At 61.6% G+C, this 16,256-nt stretch carries 16 protein-coding genes; 7 read left to right on the forward strand and 9 right to left on the reverse strand.

Annotation, left to right across the window (positions count from 1 at the left end; translation table 11 throughout):
* Positions 1 to 35: 35 nt before the first annotated feature.
* Together uvrC and DCY11_RS12405 are read right to left on the reverse strand one after the other, a co-directional pair.
* Positions 36 to 1,952 carry an excinuclease ABC subunit UvrC gene (gene uvrC, locus DCY11_RS12400; protein WP_108683143.1) on the reverse strand — a complete coding sequence of 639 codons (1,917 nt, stop codon included), beginning with the start codon at positions 1,950 to 1,952 and terminating at the stop codon, positions 36 to 38.
* Positions 1,953 to 2,072: 120 nt separating this feature from the next.
* Entirely contained in the window at positions 2,073 to 2,828 is a 756-nt protein-coding gene (locus DCY11_RS12405) for an SDR family oxidoreductase (protein WP_108683144.1), read from the reverse strand.
* Between the two features lie 463 nt (positions 2,829 to 3,291).
* Here DCY11_RS12405 and DCY11_RS12410 point away from each other — a divergent pair, with 463 nt between their 5' ends.
* The 3 genes from DCY11_RS12410 to DCY11_RS12415 all read left to right on the forward strand — a co-directional run bounded on the left by DCY11_RS12410 (position 3,292) and on the right by DCY11_RS12415 (position 4,878).
* Positions 3,292 to 3,915, forward strand: coding sequence for a TorF family putative porin (locus tag DCY11_RS12410; protein WP_108683145.1), 624 nt, complete (start codon positions 3,292 to 3,294; stop codon positions 3,913 to 3,915).
* Positions 3,855 to 4,055: a hypothetical protein gene (locus DCY11_RS15610; protein WP_159079995.1), complete on the forward strand. Its 201-nt coding sequence runs from the start codon at positions 3,855 to 3,857 to the stop codon at positions 4,053 to 4,055. Before DCY11_RS12410 ends, DCY11_RS15610 begins: the two co-directional genes overlap by 61 nt.
* A gap of 184 nt (positions 4,056 to 4,239) precedes the next feature.
* Positions 4,240 to 4,878 carry a class I SAM-dependent methyltransferase gene (locus DCY11_RS12415; RefSeq protein ID WP_108683146.1) on the forward strand — a complete coding sequence of 213 codons (639 nt, stop codon included), beginning with the start codon at positions 4,240 to 4,242 and terminating at the stop codon, positions 4,876 to 4,878.
* Between the two features lie 85 nt (positions 4,879 to 4,963).
* Here DCY11_RS12415 and DCY11_RS12420 read toward each other — a convergent pair whose 3' ends face one another.
* From DCY11_RS12420 to DCY11_RS15980, 3 genes are read right to left on the reverse strand one after another with little or no spacing between them, the layout of a single operon-like run.
* Complete coding sequence (locus DCY11_RS12420; RefSeq protein ID WP_069443340.1) at positions 4,964 to 5,131, reverse strand: twin-arginine translocase TatA/TatE family subunit; 168 nt, start codon at positions 5,129 to 5,131, stop codon at positions 4,964 to 4,966.
* 35 nt (positions 5,132 to 5,166) lie between these two features.
* The gene (locus tag DCY11_RS16065; protein WP_256385637.1) at positions 5,167 to 6,294 is read right to left on the reverse strand and encodes a molybdopterin-dependent oxidoreductase; all 1,128 of its coding nucleotides are present in this window, start codon (positions 6,292 to 6,294) and stop codon (positions 5,167 to 5,169) included.
* Entirely contained in the window at positions 6,192 to 7,196 is a 1,005-nt protein-coding gene (locus DCY11_RS15980) for a molybdopterin-dependent oxidoreductase (protein ID WP_108683148.1), read from the reverse strand. The genes DCY11_RS16065 and DCY11_RS15980 overlap by 103 nt, the downstream gene beginning before the upstream one ends.
* 350 nt (positions 7,197 to 7,546) lie before the next feature.
* Here DCY11_RS15980 and DCY11_RS12435 point away from each other — a divergent pair, with 350 nt between their 5' ends.
* The 3 genes from DCY11_RS12435 to DCY11_RS12445 all read left to right on the forward strand — a co-directional run bounded on the left by DCY11_RS12435 (position 7,547) and on the right by DCY11_RS12445 (position 10,886).
* Positions 7,547 to 8,839 carry an ABC transporter substrate-binding protein gene (locus tag DCY11_RS12435; protein WP_108683149.1) on the forward strand — a complete coding sequence of 431 codons (1,293 nt, stop codon included), beginning with the start codon at positions 7,547 to 7,549 and terminating at the stop codon, positions 8,837 to 8,839.
* Positions 8,840 to 8,998: 159 nt separating this feature from the next.
* Entirely contained in the window at positions 8,999 to 9,871 is an 873-nt protein-coding gene (locus tag DCY11_RS12440; protein ID WP_069443344.1) for a branched-chain amino acid ABC transporter permease, read from the forward strand.
* Positions 9,864 to 10,886, forward strand: a complete 1,023-nt coding sequence (locus DCY11_RS12445) for a branched-chain amino acid ABC transporter permease (RefSeq protein ID WP_208430467.1) — start codon at positions 9,864 to 9,866, stop codon at positions 10,884 to 10,886. The genes DCY11_RS12440 and DCY11_RS12445 overlap by 8 nt, the downstream gene beginning before the upstream one ends.
* Positions 10,887 to 10,991: 105 nt before the next feature.
* Here the strand turns inward: DCY11_RS12445 and DCY11_RS12450 are convergent, their stop codons facing one another.
* The 3 genes from DCY11_RS12450 to DCY11_RS12460 are packed head-to-tail and all read right to left on the reverse strand — an operon-like array spanning position 10,992 to position 13,057.
* Positions 10,992 to 11,612, reverse strand: a complete 621-nt coding sequence (locus tag DCY11_RS12450; RefSeq protein ID WP_108683151.1) for a hypothetical protein — start codon at positions 11,610 to 11,612, stop codon at positions 10,992 to 10,994.
* The gene (locus tag DCY11_RS12455; protein WP_245409525.1) at positions 11,578 to 12,282 is read right to left on the reverse strand and encodes an ABC transporter ATP-binding protein; all 705 of its coding nucleotides are present in this window, start codon (positions 12,280 to 12,282) and stop codon (positions 11,578 to 11,580) included. The genes DCY11_RS12450 and DCY11_RS12455 overlap by 35 nt, the downstream gene beginning before the upstream one ends.
* Positions 12,275 to 13,057 (reverse strand): ABC transporter ATP-binding protein, encoded by a 783-nt coding sequence (locus DCY11_RS12460; protein WP_245409365.1) that lies wholly within the window; start codon positions 13,055 to 13,057, stop codon positions 12,275 to 12,277. The genes DCY11_RS12455 and DCY11_RS12460 overlap by 8 nt, the downstream gene beginning before the upstream one ends.
* A 208-nt stretch (positions 13,058 to 13,265) precedes the next feature.
* On the opposite strand from DCY11_RS12460, the gene DCY11_RS12465 reads away from it, so the two are divergent.
* Positions 13,266 to 14,882, forward strand: a complete 1,617-nt coding sequence (locus DCY11_RS12465; protein ID WP_108683153.1) for an APC family permease — start codon at positions 13,266 to 13,268, stop codon at positions 14,880 to 14,882.
* 116 nt (positions 14,883 to 14,998) lie between these two features.
* On the opposite strand, the gene DCY11_RS12470 is transcribed toward DCY11_RS12465, so the two are convergent.
* Positions 14,999 to 16,087 (reverse strand): aminomethyltransferase family protein, encoded by a 1,089-nt coding sequence (locus tag DCY11_RS12470; RefSeq protein WP_371515009.1) that lies wholly within the window; start codon positions 16,085 to 16,087, stop codon positions 14,999 to 15,001.
* Positions 16,088 to 16,256 lie beyond the last annotated feature (169 nt).

Below are 16,256 nucleotides of genomic sequence, written 5' to 3' on the forward strand. Positions count from 1 at the left end.
TCGTGCCTCCCAACATAACGCAATGGGCGGCGCTGCTAACCGCGTTCATGGAAAAAATCGTAGATCGTTTTCGCCATGTGGGCGCTGATGCCGCCAACGCTCTCCAAATCGGCGATTCCGGCCCGGCTGACGGCCTTGGCCGAGCCGAAATGCTGGAGCAGGGCCCGCTTGCGGGTGGGGCCGATGCCGGGCACCTCGTCGAGGGGCGAGGCGGTGATGCCTTTTTTCCGCCTCGTACGATGCGCGCCGATGGCGAAGCGGTGGGCCTCGTCGCGCAGGGTCTGGATGCAATAGAGCACCGGATCGCGCGGCTCGAGCATCAAAGTCTCCTTGCCTTTGCGGTAGATGCGCTCGCGCCCGGCGTTCCTGTCCGGGCCTTTGGCGACCGCAGCGAGGTTGATGTCGGTCAGGCCGAGCTCCTCCAGGACCTCGTGGGCCGCGGAGAGCTGGCCGGGCCCGCCGTCGATCAGCACGAGGTCGGGCATGGACCATTTGTCCTCCTCGTCGTTCTCGCGCTCTTTCAGAAGACGGCTGAAGCGGCGGGTCAGCATTTGCCGCATCATGGCGTAGTCGTCGCCGGGGGTGAGGTCGTCGCCCTTCATGTTGAACTTGCGGTATTGGGCCTTTTGGAAGCCTTCAGGCCCCGCCACGATCATGGCGCCGACGGGGTTCGTCCCTGAAATATGGCTGTTGTCGTAGACCTCGACGCGCTCCGGCGGCTCCTCCAGATCGAGTGCCTCGGCCAGTCTTCTATATATGTCGCGCTGTGAGGCGTGTTCGGCGAGGCGTCTTCCTAGGGCTTCCTGCGCGTTCGTCCGCACGTGCTCGACAAGATCGCGCTTCTCGCCGCGTTGGGGCGTCAGCACCTCGACCTTGTGTCCGGCCTTCAGTTCCAGGGCGGCCGACAGCAGGCTTTGGCCCGCGATTTCGTGGCTCAAAAGGATGTGCCGGGGCGGGGGCTTGTCGTCGTAAAACTGGGCGATAAAGGCTTCGAGGACCTCCTCCGCGGGGAGGGCCTTGTCCGCGCGCGGGAAATAGGCCCGGTTGCCCCAATTGTTGCCCGCCCTAAAGAAGAAGACCTGGATGCAGGTCTGCCCCGCCTCCTGGTGGGCGGCGAACACGTCGGCGTCCTTCACCGTGTGCGGGTTGATCCCCTGATGCGACTGGATATGGCTCAGCGCCGTCAGCCGGTCGCGGAAGCCTGCCGCGCGCTCGTAGTCCTGGGCCTCGCTCGCCTCTTCCATGAGCGCGCGCAGGCGGTGCTTCACCTCATCGCTCTCGCCGCGCAGGAAACCGAGGGCTTCGTCGAGAAGCTCGCCATAGGCTTCCTCGGAGATCTCGCCGGTGCAGGGTGCGCTGCATCTCTTGATTTGATAGAGCAGGCAGGGGCGGGTACGGGCCTCGTAGTAACCGTCGGAGCACGAGCGCAATAGAAAGGCGCGCTGCAAAGTATTGATGGTCCGGCCTACCGCACCGGCCGATGCGAAGGGGCCGAAATAGTCGCCTTTGCGGTTGCGTGCCCCGCGGTGCTTCAGGATCTGCGGCACCGGGTGGTCGCGCGCAATCAGAATGAAGGGAAACGATTTGTCGTCGCGCAGCACCACGTTGTAGCGGGGCTTCAGCCGCTTGATGAGGTTCGCCTCGAGGAGAAGCGCCTCCATCTCGGTGTTGGTGGTCACGAACTCCATGGCCGCCGTGTCGGCGATCATGCGGGCGATACGATTGTTGTGGCCGGTGCCGCGCGCGTAGCTCTGGACGCGCTTCTTCAGGTGCCGGGCCTTGCCGACATAGAGAACCTGGCCTTCGGAATCGAACATGCGATAGACGCCGGGGCCGGGCGGGGCGAGCTTCGCGTGGCGCGCGATGACAGCGGCGCCCGTCTCGGGAATCGCGTCCTGTTCCCGCTGCAGCGGCGGGTTTGCGCTTTCGCTATCAGAGCTTTCCGGTGTCATGGAATCGTATTGTGTTGGCGCCCACGTCTCCGCGGGGCGCACCTGTCATTCAAACTAGGGGGTGGCTCCGGCCACCTTCAAGGGCGCCCCTCGACGGGGCTTATAGTACAAGTATTCGCCTTAGCCGGCGTCGGCGCGCCAATTGAGGTGCCGCCCGCCGTCCAGCGCGATCATCTGGCCCGTGATCGACCCTGTCTCTAGCAGAAAGCGCACCGTCGCCGTGATGTCACTCATGGGGACCGGGCGTTTCAGCAAAGTGTCACGGCACTCGCGTGCGAAGTCCTCGTCCGACTGGCCCGCGAAGGGCAGCACCGGACCGGGTGCGATGGCGTTGACCCGGATTTGGGGCGCCAGGGCCTGGGCGAGGGTGCGAGTCGCGGTCCAAAGGCCTGATTTGGCGACTGTGTAAGTAAAGTGATGGGGGTTCAGCGCATGAACCTTCTGATCGATCAGATTGATGACATTGCCCTCGACCCCGTCCGGCAGGGCCTTGGCAAAGGCTTTGGTCAGGAAAACCGGCGCACGGAGGTTCACCTCGTGATGCTGCGTCCAGCCGGTCTCGTCGAAGTCGTCCGGCCAGTCCCAGGAGAAACAGGCCGCGTTGTTGACGAGGCAGGTCACGGGGCCGAGGGCCTTGGCGCTGTCCTCGATCAGGCCCGGCAAGGCCTGGATCTCCGACAGGTCGGCCTGGATGGCCGCCGCGCGGCCGCCGAAAGCCTCGATTTCCGCCACGAGGCTGCGCGCGTCCGCCTCGGAGGTCTGAAAGTGGACCGCGACTCGCCACCCGTCGCGCGCCAGGTCTTCCGCGATGGCCCGGCCCAAGCGGCGGGCGGCGCCTGTCACCAATGCACAGGCTTCCAAGGGGTTGGCGGCCATAGTGTCCTTCGAGTCGTAGGCTGCTGCCGGAAATATCGGAAAAAACCCGCCAAGCGGGCCCCAACCAAGTGGGATCGGCACTCTATGGGAGCGAAATCTACCGAACAAGACGTGGTGCGGGGTCGCGATTCCGCACTGAGTCGTCCGGGTTGACCTGCGTCATTCTGGCAAGGTCCCCTGGCTCCGCGCCCAAAACGCCTATCATCTGTGCATTTGGCCGAATAGGTAGGCTGACCAAAGCTACCCCCAAGCCCAATGCGGTATCAAAAACTGCAAATCATTGCAGATAAGACACACTGGGTTCTTAGATTTCGAACCAAGCTTGCTTTTTCGTTGCTTCCCCAAAAGCCCTGACTATTGTCAAAGCCACGGGGGACGTTGCACCGCGAACACAGCGTGTCAGCAGCATCCTAAACAACGAAATCAAGTCGTCAGGGACAGGCGAAAAGCAGGAGACTGGATAATGGCTCGGCGTGATATTGCGGGGATCTTCAAATCTACAGTTTTGGGAGCGGCGCTCGTTGCGGGTTCCGCCCTTGCAGCACAGGCGCAAGATCCTGGGGACCAGGCATTTGGCCCCTTCGGCGGTGGCTCTGGTAACCAGCTTGAGCTCAGCGCTACGACAGCTTTCACCACGGACTACGTGTTCCGTGGTATTTCTCAGACCAACCAGAACCCGGCCGTTCAGGGTTCGCTCGATGCTTCCTACGGCATGTTCTATGTGGGCATGTGGGGCTCGAACGTCGACTTCGCTGACAGCCTCGAGATCGACTACTACGGTGGTATCGCTCCGACGATTGGCGGTTTCGACCTCGATATCGGCGTCCTGTGGTACACCTACCCGGGTGCCAACGGCATCGACATCGTCGAAATCAAGACGGGCGGTTCGTACACCTTCGGTGATGCCTTCACTCTCGGCGTGACCAACTACTGGGGTACCGACTCCGACTACGACGTTCTTGAAGTCGGCGGCGAGTACGCCTTCGCCAATGAGTGGTTCAACTTCTTCACCCCAGCGTCAGCGGTGTGGTCGGCTTCCAGTGGGCCGATGCCGGTACGGACTACACGTACTGGAACGCGGGTCTGACCCTCGGCTTCCTGGACAACTGGGCCGCCGATATCCGCTACTGGGATACCGATCTGAGCGATATTGGTTGCGGTGGCGCCCCTGGTGCCGGCGACAACTGCGACGGCCGCGTTGTCGGTACGATCAGCGCATCGTTCTAAAACTTACCCAAACACTACCTTCCAAAGGGGCGCCGTTTCGGCGCCCCTTTTTCTTTGTTGGTGCGCGTTTTCAGCCACCCCTTATGTTCAAGCGATGACGAAATCGGAAGAGGGGGCTCCGACGCCCTGTCCAAAATCAGCGCGGGGCGGTGTCGCGCGCGCCGGGGCAGATTCCGTCGCCACGATGGACGCTGTCGCAAAGGCTCACGCCATCTATACGCCCGCCTCGTTGTCGTTCTACGACCTGGCGGTTCACGGTCTCTCCAATCGGTTCGCGTGGCGCTGTCCGACCTCGACGATCACGGATCTCTATCAGCGTCATCTGTCGGCGAACCACCTGGAAGCCGCGGTCGGCACGGGTCTATTCCTCGACCGTGCCGGCACGGCGTTTGACCGCCTGGTCTTGCTCGACATCAACACGCATTGCCTGAGAGTGTCGGCGCGGCGGCTGGCGCGGTTCGAGCCGGAGTGCCGGGAGGCCAATCTCTTGGAGCCGCTGAAATTGGATCTCGCGCCGTTCTCGTCGGTGTCGCTGACCTACGTGCTTCACTGTCTGCCGGGCTCCATGGCGGAGAAGCTCGTGGTGCTCGATCACCTCAAGCCTCTCATGGCACAAGACGCGTGCCTGTTCGGTGCCACGATTCTCGGCGACGGCGTGCGGCCCAACGGGCCCGCCCGAGCATTGTTCAAAGTCTACAACGAGCGGGGCGTCTTCAATAATACCGAGGACAGCCTAGCCGCGTTGACGGATGGTCTGAATCGCCATTTTGCCCGTGTGAAGGTCGAACAGCGCGGCCTTGTCGCGTTGTTCGCTGCGCGCTAGGGGCGGGGCCCCCGGCCCTGGAGCGAGCACAGGTCTATGCGGACGCCGGCCGGCGTCGCCCACTGCATTCCAGTGGTTCGGAGACCTAACCGGTGTGGCGATCGACCTTGTCGACGTCCTCGTCGGCAATTCCTTCCTTGAAGCTCTTTATGCCTTTGGCCACGTCTCCCATGACGTCGGATATCTTGCCGCGGCCGAAGAGAAGCACGAACAAGGCAATAACGACTGCGATTTGCCACCAACTCGGTCCCATGGATTGTCCTCTTTCTCGTCTTTGAACATGTGGGGTCAGACCCTCTCGAGCCGAACCTCGGTGCTATGAACGGTCGTGTTTTCCGCAAGGTCGCTTTTGCGGCCAGAGACCAGTGCGTTGATATTGGCATCGGCATCCGTCGTCCCCGGCCAGCGGCCTTTGTAGACAATGCCCATGCCAGGCTGTGCGATCTCGGAGACCGTCACGGTTAGCGTCAACCGTCCGATGTCGTTCACCAGAACGATCGGATCTCCGTCCGATATGCCGTACTCGGCCGCATCTTCGGGGTGAAGAATGATCGATGGCGCGCCGAGCTTCTTCTGGATAACGGAATCGTTGCCGTAGCTCGAGTTCATGAGCCAGGCCGATGCGGGCGAAACGATCCGCAGAAAACCGGGTTGAGCCCGCTCGTCCGCATGGGCCGAGGGCGCGCGCGGAAGTCCGAGTTCGACCGCAGCGTCGTTCGCGAGCTGTATGCGTTTCGACTCTGTCGGAAACGAAAGGTCCGGGAACTGTATTTGGGGCTCGTCGTAGAGCGTGACTGTCCCGGCCGCCGCCAAGTCCGAGAAGCTGCCGGCGTAAGGCGTTTGCTCGAGCAGTCGCTCGATGAGATCGGCTTCGCTCTCGAACAGAGCAGGCTCCTCATAGCGCATCGCGCCTGCCAATCGCCGGAATATCTCATGGTTTGGCAGCGCGTCGCCGGGAGGATCGACAGCCTTCGCCTGGGCCGACAGCGTCAGGTCGAAATAGGACAGGACCAGATCGTTGCACTCGAGAAAACTCGCTGCAGGCAGAACGATATCCGCATAGGAGGTCGTGTCCGTATGAAAGAGCTCTACCGCAACATGGAAAAGGTCGTCGCGCGTCAAGGCTTTGCGCAGACGCCTTTGCTCCGGCGAGGACGCTGCCGGATTGCTGTTCCAGGTGACGAGTGCCTTCGCCAGCTCAGGCTGTTCGAGTGTCGCCGCCAGGTCCATGTGACTAATGGACGGTGTCTCGCCGTGCGCGAGTTCGGGCATCGCGACCGTGTCCATGTCGATGCCGCGCCGGTCGGGACCGTTCAAGTAGAGGAAGCCCGCGCCGGGCTTCCCGACATTTCCGCTGAAGGCGACCAGCGCCGAGAGAACCCGAAAGACGTTGCCGCCATAGGTTTGGCGCTGCACACCCTGTCCAAGCCAGAGCAACGAGGGCCTTCCGCGTAGGCGCGGGCCGCTTTCTCGATCAATTCGGCCGGCACACCGCATAGCTTTTCCGCCACGGCCGGGGTCGTGCGGTCGATCGTCTCCATGAGCGACTTGGCACCGAGAACATGCGCATCGACGAACTCCCAATCGATCAAGCCGTTCGACTGCATCACGTTGAGAAATGCAAATCCCAGGGCGGCGTCGGTCCCCGGGCGCAGCTTGAGGAACATGTCCGATGCGGAAGCCGTAGTATGCTCGATCGGATCCACGACGATGATCGTTGTGCCAGCCGCAGCGGCGTCAGCTATGAAGCGCTGGTCCTGGTGGGGGGCCGAGTGAGATGGATTGGCGCCCCAGACGAGAATGCAATTTGAATCCCGCGCCGTGCGCGGATCGAAGCCGACAACCGATGTGCCGAACGTGAGGTCCAAAGCGGCATGGCCGGCCTTGTTGCAAACCGTGTCGGGGTCGACCTCGGTCGCGCCCAGACGGTGGAAGAAGCGCAATGGGAAGGCGATGTTTAGGAGTCCGACCGTGCCCGTATAGTGCGTATGCAGAATAGTGTGTGCGTTGTCTTGCGCGACAAGTTGCCGGAAGCGTTCGGAGATTTCCGCGAGCGCTTCGTCCCAGGAGATCGCAACGAACTTGCCTTCGCCTTTCGGTCCCGCACGCCGCAAGGGAGAGGAAAGCCGAAGTGCCGGGTCGCGCCATGCACCGTTGTAGGCAATCGCGCATTTACCGCAGAGTTTTCCGCGCGAAACAGGGTGGTCCGGATCGCCAATGACCTTGGTGATCGACCCGTCCCGCGTATGCACGGCTATTCCGCACGCGTCGTAACAGTCGCGCGCGCATGTCGTTTTGATGATGGTCTCACTTGGCACGATGAATCCTCGAAGGACTTGCTCAAGGTTTCATCGCTCAATCCTGCCAAGTGATCTTTTGGAAGTCTAATGTATTCCCGTACCCCCTAGGAGTTACTCACTCAAGAGGATTGCCCCGCCGTCGTTTCAACACCGAAACTACCGAGCATCAGAACGATATCGGCCCGATTTCGAGGCCGGAAAACTGGTGGCGCAACTCGCGGTTGGAAGCTTGGGCATCATGAATAACCGAACTGAGCTTCATACAGTCCACTGCGCCGCGCCACCCATTCATCACCCATCAGAAATGCGTGTAACAGGCAGGCCGTTCGCACTCGCGGTCGTGCCGTCTTTTGACGTGGAGGGACTAAATGACAAGCAAATTCACGATTAGTCGCCGCGACTTTCTCGCAACCACGGCGGCGGTAACGGCCATGGCCGGCGTGTCGATGCCGAAATTCGCCTTCGGCAAGGACAACGTGGTCAAGATCGGCTTCCTCGCCCCCTTGACCGGCGAAGTCTCCGCCTGGGGCAAGCCAGGTCTGGACGGCTGCAAGATCTGGGCGGACTGGGTCAACGCGGATGGCGGCGTCAAGATCGGCGATGAGGCGTACAAGGTCGAGTTTGTCGCCTATGACGACGAGTACGATCCGAGCAAGGCACGGACCGGCGCGGTGAAGCTTGTCAAGGAAGACGACGTCAAGTTCGTCATGATGCTGGGCGGCGATCCGTGGCCGGGTGCGGCTCCGATCGCAGAGAAAGAGAACATGTTGTTCTCGACCCTCCTGCCGAGCGACCTGAGCCCCGAGACGGAGCTCCTGGTTGCGCCGTGTGAGGTGCATCCGATTTACAATGTGACGGGCGTCGAGTGGCTTGCCGAGAACAAGCCGGAACTCAAGACGGCCGTCGTCTGCGCGCAGGATGACTCCCTTGGCAAGCCGTCTGTGGCGACCTACCTCGCCGCCTTCGAGGCCGCGGGCATCGAGGTCCTTGACGAACCCATCTTCTTCGATCCGGCGACGACCGACTTCGCGCCCCTCATGTCCAAGATGCTGGCGCTGAAGCCAGACATCATTTGCCTGGACACGTGCTACGCGGATTATGTGCATCCGTTGGTGGAGCAGGCGTTCCAGCAGGGCTTCAAGGGCCAGATGATCTCTTGCACGGCCGACTTCTACGAGAAGCTGGTCGAGAAGACGTCCAAGGAGTTCATGGAAGGCTTCATCTTCCAGTTCCCCGACTTCGACGACCCGGCGATGAATGCCGAGCACGTGAACTTCAACAAGCCGAACGATTTCTACGCCGAGTACGTGAAGCGGTACGGCAAGGGCGAATGGAGCGCCGTGTCCTGGGAGTACGCCTCGATCATGGATCTGTGGGCTGACGCCGCGGGACGCGCCGGAACGACCGAACCGGTCAAGGTGCTCGAGGCCATGAAGGTCGGCGGTACCGGGCGCCAGGCGTTTGGCGAAGCCAAGTGGTGGGGCAAGGAGCTCTTTGGCATCGACAACGCGCTCGTCGGCGAGTGGCCCGTCGTGGCTATCAAGGATGGCAAGGCGAAGATCCAGGACTTCAAGTCCATCCCTGCCTGGTGGGAAAAGCATAGCGACCTGATGATCAAGCACATGAAGGCGCTCAATCAGATGTACTATCAGCGCGGCTAAACAGACTGGGCGCAGGCTGGTTCGCAAACGCGGAGCGAACATTGACATCGGCAACGCGTGCCGTGAACGGCGCGGACCCGCCAGAGCCATTCTTTCTGTGCAAACGACTGCTGGCACCCGGCCCCATACTGGGCCGGGCGCGCGGCGGAGCGATATGGAATGACAGCAGAACTTTTCTTTCAGACAGTCGTCAACGCGACCTACGCCGCGAGCTACATGGCGCTCATCGCGGTTGGATTCGTCCTCATCTTCGGCGTGATGGGCGTGGTCAATTTTGCCCACGGTGAGCTCTATATGGCAGGGGCTTATACAGTCGTCGCCCTATATGCCGACCAAGGATTGCCATTCTTTCTTTCAGTCGCGGCTGGTCTCGCCTTTGTCGGGGTGCTCGGACTTCTGATGGAGTTGGCTCTATTCCGGCCCTTACGCGATAATCCATTGGGCGGCCTGATCGCCTCGATCGGTTTTCTCCTCATTCTGCAGACCATTGCGGTTCTCGGATTCGGCGTGCGGATGAAGAACGTGCCGCCCTCGACGCAGGACAAAATTGTCTTCATGGACGGGGTCGTTCTGACCTACCAGAGACTCTACGTCATCGTGGCTGCCGTCGCCCTGCTGGGCGCGCTTTGGGTATTCTTGCGCAAGAGCAAGTTTGGCTGGGCGTTGCGGGCCTGTGCCCAAGATCGGGAAGCGGCCGTGCTTCAAGGCATGTCGATCAACAACACGGCACGTTTGGCGATGTTCATTGGCGCGGCGCTTGCCGGTGTCGCTGGCGCCCTGACGGCGCCGTTGGTTTCGCCGACACCCTATATGGGGCACCCGGTCGTCGTTTCCGCCTTCATCATCATTATCGTTGGCGGCCTCGGTTCTTTGGAAGGGGCTGTTCTGGTCTCGATCCTCTACGCGTTCGTCCACACCTTCGTGACGACGCTCTACGACGGCACCCTGGCGAATATTGTTGGTCTCCTCCTGATGCTCGGCGTCCTCATCGTGCGGCCAACAGGACTATTTGGAGCGAAAGAACGTGCATAAGCCTGACAGTCATTCCGTGAACCTCGCTGCGGCGTTTGGGTTCGTACTTCTGGCAGGCGTGCTCGTCGTGCTCCCTCATCTCCTGTCGTTCTCGCAGCAGGAGGTCTTGGTTCTGCTCGTGATCAACGTACTGCTTGTTTGCAGCTATCGGCTGCTGACGCTGACAGGCGAGTGGTCTCTGGCCCATGCGGTCATTATGGGCGTGGGGGCCTATACATCGGCCCTGGTGGCAAAGAAGCTATCGGTCCCGGTCCCGCTTGCCATGCTGGCCGGCGCCTCGATGGCGGGCTTTATCGCGTTTCTTCTCAGCTTTCCGTTGTTCCGGATGAAGGGGTTCTACTTTCTCATTGCGTCCTTCGCGGCCGGCGAGGTCATTCGTCTTTCGTGGAAGTGGAGCGACCTGACGTTTCTGTTCGGCGGCCCGAAGGGCATCAAGCGTATTCCCGCCTTCCCGGACTTCCTGACGATCGATTTCTATGAGCCGGTGAACTACTACTATCTCTGCCTCGTCGTCGTCGCGATATCCCTTCTCATTCTGTATCGCATTGAGAAGTCGCGCATCGGACTGACGTTCCATGCGATTCACTGGCAGGACAAGCTGGCCGAATCCGTCGGCGTCAACACGTTCCGCTACCGGACGCTCGCCTTCGTGTTCTCCGCGTTCTTTGCCGGTCTCGCCGGTGCGCTCTACGCCCACTATGTGGGGGCGATCGCGCCCAACAGGTTCAGTGTGGAGGAGATGGTCTACATTCTGATTTGGGCGATCGTCGGCGGGACAGCGACCTTCTACGGACCCATCATCGGCGTCGTGGTGCTGACCATCGTGAACGAAATCGTGCTGCGGTCGCTCGGTGTTGAGGAGATGCGGCCGATGTTCTACGGCGCGCTCCTGATCATCGCGATCCTGTTCCTGCCCAACGGGCTGGAGAGCCTGGTTCCGAAGATCAAGCGACTGTTCCGGGGACGGGACAAAGAGGGGAACGGATCTCTCGCGTCACCTCAAGTCGCAGAGTGAGGATCGGCGGATCGGCGGGGCCGGCGCTTAGCCGGGCCCGCGCGGCAGCCGCACGCAGCGCGCAATAACGGCCACTAAGTTCTCAAGCAGAATGGAAGAGCGACTCTAGGCGCTAGGATTTGCAGCCGGCGCAAGTAAGAGCTGACCGGCCGCCAGCAGCTTGCGGGTGTCATTCAACATGGCCGGCCGTTCGCGCCGCCAAGCCGTGAAAACGGCCGCATCGGGCGCGCTAAGCGTGCCCGGATCGTCCCGCAAAGCCTCAAGGCGCGTTGCCGCGTCCTGGGCGATTTCGTTCCACCGCTTCTGCCACAGGGCGCGGTAGGTATCGCGGTGAAGAGCCTCCATGCGGAGGTGGAACATCGAACTGCGCGCCACTCTGGGCGCCTGCATGCGTGCGATCCAGGGATGGGCACTGCGCCAGGTCTCAAGGGCCTTTGTGGTCAGAGCGGGGAGGTCGTTCTTGTCGCCGGTCAGCGCAAGGCATATTCCGAAATTGGCGAGGCTTGTGCCCAGCCGCGGGTCAATTGGTTCGAAGGTCTCACGCGCGAGCCGCAAGGCGCTGCCCGCCTCGTCCTTTGCCCGCTCGAAGTCTCCTGCACATGCGGCCGAGACCGTTTCCTCGCTGGTGGCTTCCCACGCCAGATCGTCCTCGCTCCAGCCGGCGTTGACGAGTTCCTGCAGACTCCAGATCTCAGGCGCCGAGGTAGGCTTTTCGAACATGGTCATTGTCGTGCAGCTCCCGTGCTGGTCCTTCCAGCGCGATTGTTCCGGTCTCGAGGACATAGGCGAAATTCGCAAGCTTCAGGGCGAGCTCGGCGTTCTGTTCGACGAGAACGACGGGAACGCCGCGATCCACGATGTCGCGAATGGCACGCGCCATCTCCTGAACCATGACCGGCGACAAGCCCATGGAGGGCTCGTCGAGGATCAGCATGCGCGGCCTGGACATCAGGGCGCGGCCGATTGCCAGCATTTGCTGTTCGCCGCCCGAGAGAGACCGGGCCCACTGACCCCGGCGCTCTTCCATGCGCGGGAAGCGTTTGAAGACGTCGCGTAGGTCCGCTTCGATCCCATCCTTGTCGGATCGCAGGAACGCACCGGTTCTGAGATTCTCTTCGACCGTGAGGTCCGGGAAAACACGCCGGCCTTCGGGCACATGCGCGATCCCGAGTGCGACAATCTTTTCAGGCGCCAGCCGATCGATGCGCTGGCCGTCGAAAATGATCTCGCCGTCACTGATCCGGACAAGGCCTGAGATTGCGCGCAAGGTCGTGCTCTTGCCGGCGCCGTTTGCGCCGACGATGGTGACGATGCCCTTGTCGGGAACAGCCATGCTGACGCCCTTCAGGGCGGCGACCTTGTTGTAGTGAACTTTGACGTTCTTGATCTCAAGCAGCATCGATTGCGGTTCCCAGATAGGCTTCGATAACGGCGGGGTTGGTGCGAACTTCTTCCGGCGTGCCTTCGGTCAAGAGCGTTCCGAAGTTCAGTACCGTGATGATATCGCAGAGGCCCATGACCGCCTGCATGTCGTGTTCGATCAGCATGATGGTCACACTCTGCTCCTCGCGGATGCGCCGGACGAGTTTGATCATCTGCCGTGTTTCTTCGGGGTTCATCCCGGTAAAGGGCTCATCGAGAAGCAGCAGCCGCGGTTCGGCGGCAAGTGAGACCGCCAGTCCAAGGGCGCGCTGGTGGCCGTGCGACAGGTTCGCCGTCAACTCGTCCGCCAGATGCGCAAGATTGAGGAACTCGAGGATCTCGTAAGCCTTGACCCTTGCGGCCGCCTCGATGTTGCGGTCCGTTCCGAGGATTCGGCTGAGCACGCCTGCCTTCGCACTGCGATGGCATCCCAGCAGAACGTTCTCGATCACGGTGAATTCGTGGAACAGCGTGGTGCCTTGAAACGTGCGGATCAGGCCGCGCTCGGCAAGCGCGCTGGTCGGCCGGCCCGAAACGTCCTCACCGCAATACAAAATCTTGCCCCGTGACGGCGGATAGAAGCCGCTGATGACGTTGAAGGTCGTTGTCTTGCCGGCGCCGTTGGGACCGATCAGGCCGTGGATTGTGCCCTCACGAACAGTCAGGCTGAGATCGTTGATGGCGACGATGCCGCCAAAGATGCGGCCAAGATCGCGAACCTCAAGAATGGGCGTTTGTGTCTGCATCATCGGCGTGTGCGTGGTCCCCGGAAAATCAATTCTTGTCGAGATTTAGCACAGCTTCACAGAGCACTGCATTCTTACAAGATCGTACCTCTTAGGAGTTACTTCGATCAGAGCATTGCTGGCTCGTAGCGGATGCGGGACCTTCGTGCGGACAACAAAACAACAGGACGGGGCCTAGGAACCGTCCCAGTCGGGGAACGATCGAAAGCCGGTGGCCGTAGAAGACGTGGGACAAGACGCCGGCGAAAGCCCGCGGTCGCTGCAGAGGCAGATTGGTTGGCGGGATGCATTCTGGGTCGCCAGTGGCGTCCCGGCCCTGGTTCTTTTTACCATGGGCGGTGTCGCCGCCACCTCAGGCAAGGCCTCCTGGCTCGTCTGGGTCGCGGCCATCACGGTGGCCTTTATCCAGGCCTTCACCTACGCGGAAATCGCGGGACTCTTTCCGGGCAAGTCCGGTGGTGCGGCCATCCACAGCGCGATCGCCTGGTCACGATACGGCAAGCTGTTCGCCCCGATCGCGGTGTGGTGCAATTGGTCGGCGTGGTCGGTGGTGCTGTCGATCGGTGCCGGGCTCGGCGCCGGTTACGTTCTCAACCTGTTTTTCGCCCCGGACGCCGCCATCACGAGTTGGCAAATCGTGCTGGCCGATCTCGGATGGCTGAAGGAGGGGCTCACCTTACGCATCAACGCGACGTTCATCGTCGCGGCCACGCTGCTCCTTGGCTGCTTCGCGATCCAGCGGGGCGGCATCCTTCAGTCTGCGCGCGTGACCATGCTGCTTGGGATTGCGGCGCTCGTGCCGCTCATTCTAATCGGCATCGTTCCGCTGTTCACCGGCGACATGCCGCGCGAGAATTTCTTGCCGCTGGTCCCGCTGGCCTACAACGCGGCCGGTCAAGCGGTCGACGGCACCTGGGACAAGGCGGGTTGGATCGCTGTCAGCGGCGCCTTGTTCGTTGCCTTGTGGTCCGCCAACGGGTTCGAGACGGCCGCCTGCTATACGCGCGAATTCAAGGACCCGGCCCGGGATACGTTTCTGGCGCTGATGTCGTCGGGGCTGTTGTGCGTCGGGGTCTTCACGCTCGTGCCGCTAGCCTTTCAAGGCTCGCTCGGGATCGAAGGCATGATCGCGCCGGGTATCCGCAGCGGCATGGATGTGGGTCATGTTCTGGCCGACATTCTCGGCGGCGGCTTGGTGCTGGAAACCATCGTCGCGGTGCTGCTGATCCTCGCGATCCTGCTCTGCATCATGACGGCGATGTCCGGCGCCGCGCGGACGTCCTATCAGGGTTCGGTCGAGGGATGGCTGCCGCGCTACCTCTCCCACGTGAACAAGTCAGGCGCCCCCACACACGCCATGTGGACGGACCTGGTTCTCAATCTCGGCCTTCTGCTGATGTCCGACTACATCTTCGTCCTGGCCGCGACCAATGTCTCCTACATGGTCTTCACGTTTCTCTACGTGAACGCGGGCTGGATACACCGGCTCGATCGCCCCGACTGGGTCCGGCCTTATCGGGTCCCGCGGGTCCTTCTGATCGCCGGCGTCCTGATGTCGTTCGTCAACATGGCCGTGGCCGGGATCGGTGCGAACATATGGGGGCAGGGCACCTTGCTGACCGGCTTCGTCATCGTGTTCCTGGCCGTGCCGTTCTTCATCTACCGGCACTATGTGCAGGACAAAGGCGTCTATCCGGAGAACATGGCCGAGGACATGCATCTCGGCCCGGAGGCTGGCGTGGCGACGCGTGGGGGGGTGCTGCCTTATCTGGCACTCGCCGCCGCGGTGGCCGTCACGCTAGCCTGCCATCTCTGGGCATCGGCTTGATCGCTTCTGCGTACGGTTTCCGCCGAATGTGCAAAGGGAAAGAGCCGGCCGCGTGACGTGCACACAACCGGCTCTTGGTACCACCCGCGGCCAGTAGCAGGCGGCACTCGGGGCTACTATTCCTCAACACGCAGGCGCATTGGGTCGTAGAACGGGGTCCGCACCACCGTACCGGTGCAAATGCCCGGTTCGCCGCCCAACGTCACCTGCGTGCCAAGTCCGGTATAGTCCGGGAGGAGATGAACCATAGCCAAGGACTTCATGAGGTACCGGCTGAAACTCGAACTGGTGACGACACCGATATCTTTGCCGTCCTTGAAGATGCGCGTGCCGGGTTCGACCGCGTCGTCGGTGTCACACACGATGCCGGCTTGTTTGACTCGCTCCCGACCGCGAAGGGAAAGGACCGCCTGCTTGCCGATGTAGTCCGCTTGCTTGTCCTCATCGATGCCCCAGCCCATGTTGACTTCCCACGGAGTCGTGTCGCCTTCGGGCATGTCGTAGGGGAAGAACAGAAGCGTGGACTCGACCCGGATGAGATCGAGCGATGTCCAAGAGGCCGGGACCACGCCGAACTCTTTGCCGGCGGCCAGAATGTTATCCCACATCTCACCGGCATCGGCTGACGAGCAATAGACCTCGTATCCACGCTCTCCCGAATATCCGCAGCGGCCGATAATGACGTCCTTGCCGAACAGGGTCGTCTTGGCGTGATTGAAGAAGGGGAGCGTCTCCAGCGCCATGGGCGTATGGGGGTTCAGCGTTTTCAGAGAAGCCGGACCCTGCAGCGACAGAACGTGGGTATCCCGGTCCCACTCGACGGAAACGTTCTTGCCCGCGGAGACCTTCTTGAGATGTTCCGGCGTGGCGCCGCTGCCGTGGGTTACGCGGTATTCGTCCGGTCCATCGCAAATAATCATGATGTCGTCGACGAGGGCGCCGTTCTCGTTGACTTCCGCGCCCAGCCGTGCCGTGCCCGGAGCGATCGTGGATACGTCGATGGCCACGAGGCCATTGAGCGTGGCAACGGCGTCGGGGCCCGTCACGCGCACGATATTCAGCGCCGAAACGTCGTAGAGCCCGGCGCAGGTCCGTACCGAGACGACTTCGTCGTTCGGATCGGTGGCATAGCTCCATGGCACGCGCATATCGCACCATGTCTCGCCGTCGAGTTTCGATCCCAGAGCTTCGTGTCGACTGTTCAATGCGGAGTTTCGCGTGCTCATGTCGCCCCAACGTGTGCGTGATTTCGATCAAAACCGCATCGTGGCGGCTCTCCGTAGTGTCGAAGTGAATACGCCGAATGACAATTACTCTCGTGGAGGTAGCCCATTCTGAATAAGCGCCTGGTTCCTGCCGCGCACCGGGCGGCGG

It is taken from the genome of Methyloceanibacter sp. wino2, from assembly GCF_003071365.1.
Taxonomy (GTDB): Bacteria; Pseudomonadota; Alphaproteobacteria; order Rhizobiales; family Methyloligellaceae; genus Methyloceanibacter.

What these genes read in the sequence shown, in the direction of transcription:
- DCY11_RS12410 (WP_108683145.1), top strand. Translation starts at nt 3,292, where the DNA reads ATGGCTCGGCGTGATATTGCGGGGATCTTCAAATCTACAGTTTTGGGA.
- DCY11_RS12420 (WP_069443340.1), bottom strand. Translation starts at nt 5,131, where the DNA reads ATGGGACCGAGTTGGTGGCAAATCGCAGTCGTTATTGCCTTGTTCGTG.
- DCY11_RS12405 (WP_108683144.1), bottom strand. Translation starts at nt 2,828, where the DNA reads ATGGCCGCCAACCCCTTGGAAGCCTGTGCATTGGTGACAGGCGCCGCC.
- DCY11_RS12440 (WP_069443344.1), top strand. Translation starts at nt 8,999, where the DNA reads ATGACAGCAGAACTTTTCTTTCAGACAGTCGTCAACGCGACCTACGCC.
- DCY11_RS12450 (WP_108683151.1), bottom strand. Translation starts at nt 11,612, where the DNA reads ATGACCATGTTCGAAAAGCCTACCTCGGCGCCTGAGATCTGGAGTCTG.
- DCY11_RS12460 (WP_245409365.1), bottom strand. Translation starts at nt 13,057, where the DNA reads ATGATGCAGACACAAACGCCCATTCTTGAGGTTCGCGATCTTGGCCGC.
- DCY11_RS12415 (WP_108683146.1), top strand. Translation starts at nt 4,240, where the DNA reads ATGGACGCTGTCGCAAAGGCTCACGCCATCTATACGCCCGCCTCGTTG.
- uvrC (WP_108683143.1), bottom strand. Translation starts at nt 1,952, where the DNA reads ATGACACCGGAAAGCTCTGATAGCGAAAGCGCAAACCCGCCGCTGCAG.
- DCY11_RS12435 (WP_108683149.1), top strand. Translation starts at nt 7,547, where the DNA reads ATGACAAGCAAATTCACGATTAGTCGCCGCGACTTTCTCGCAACCACG.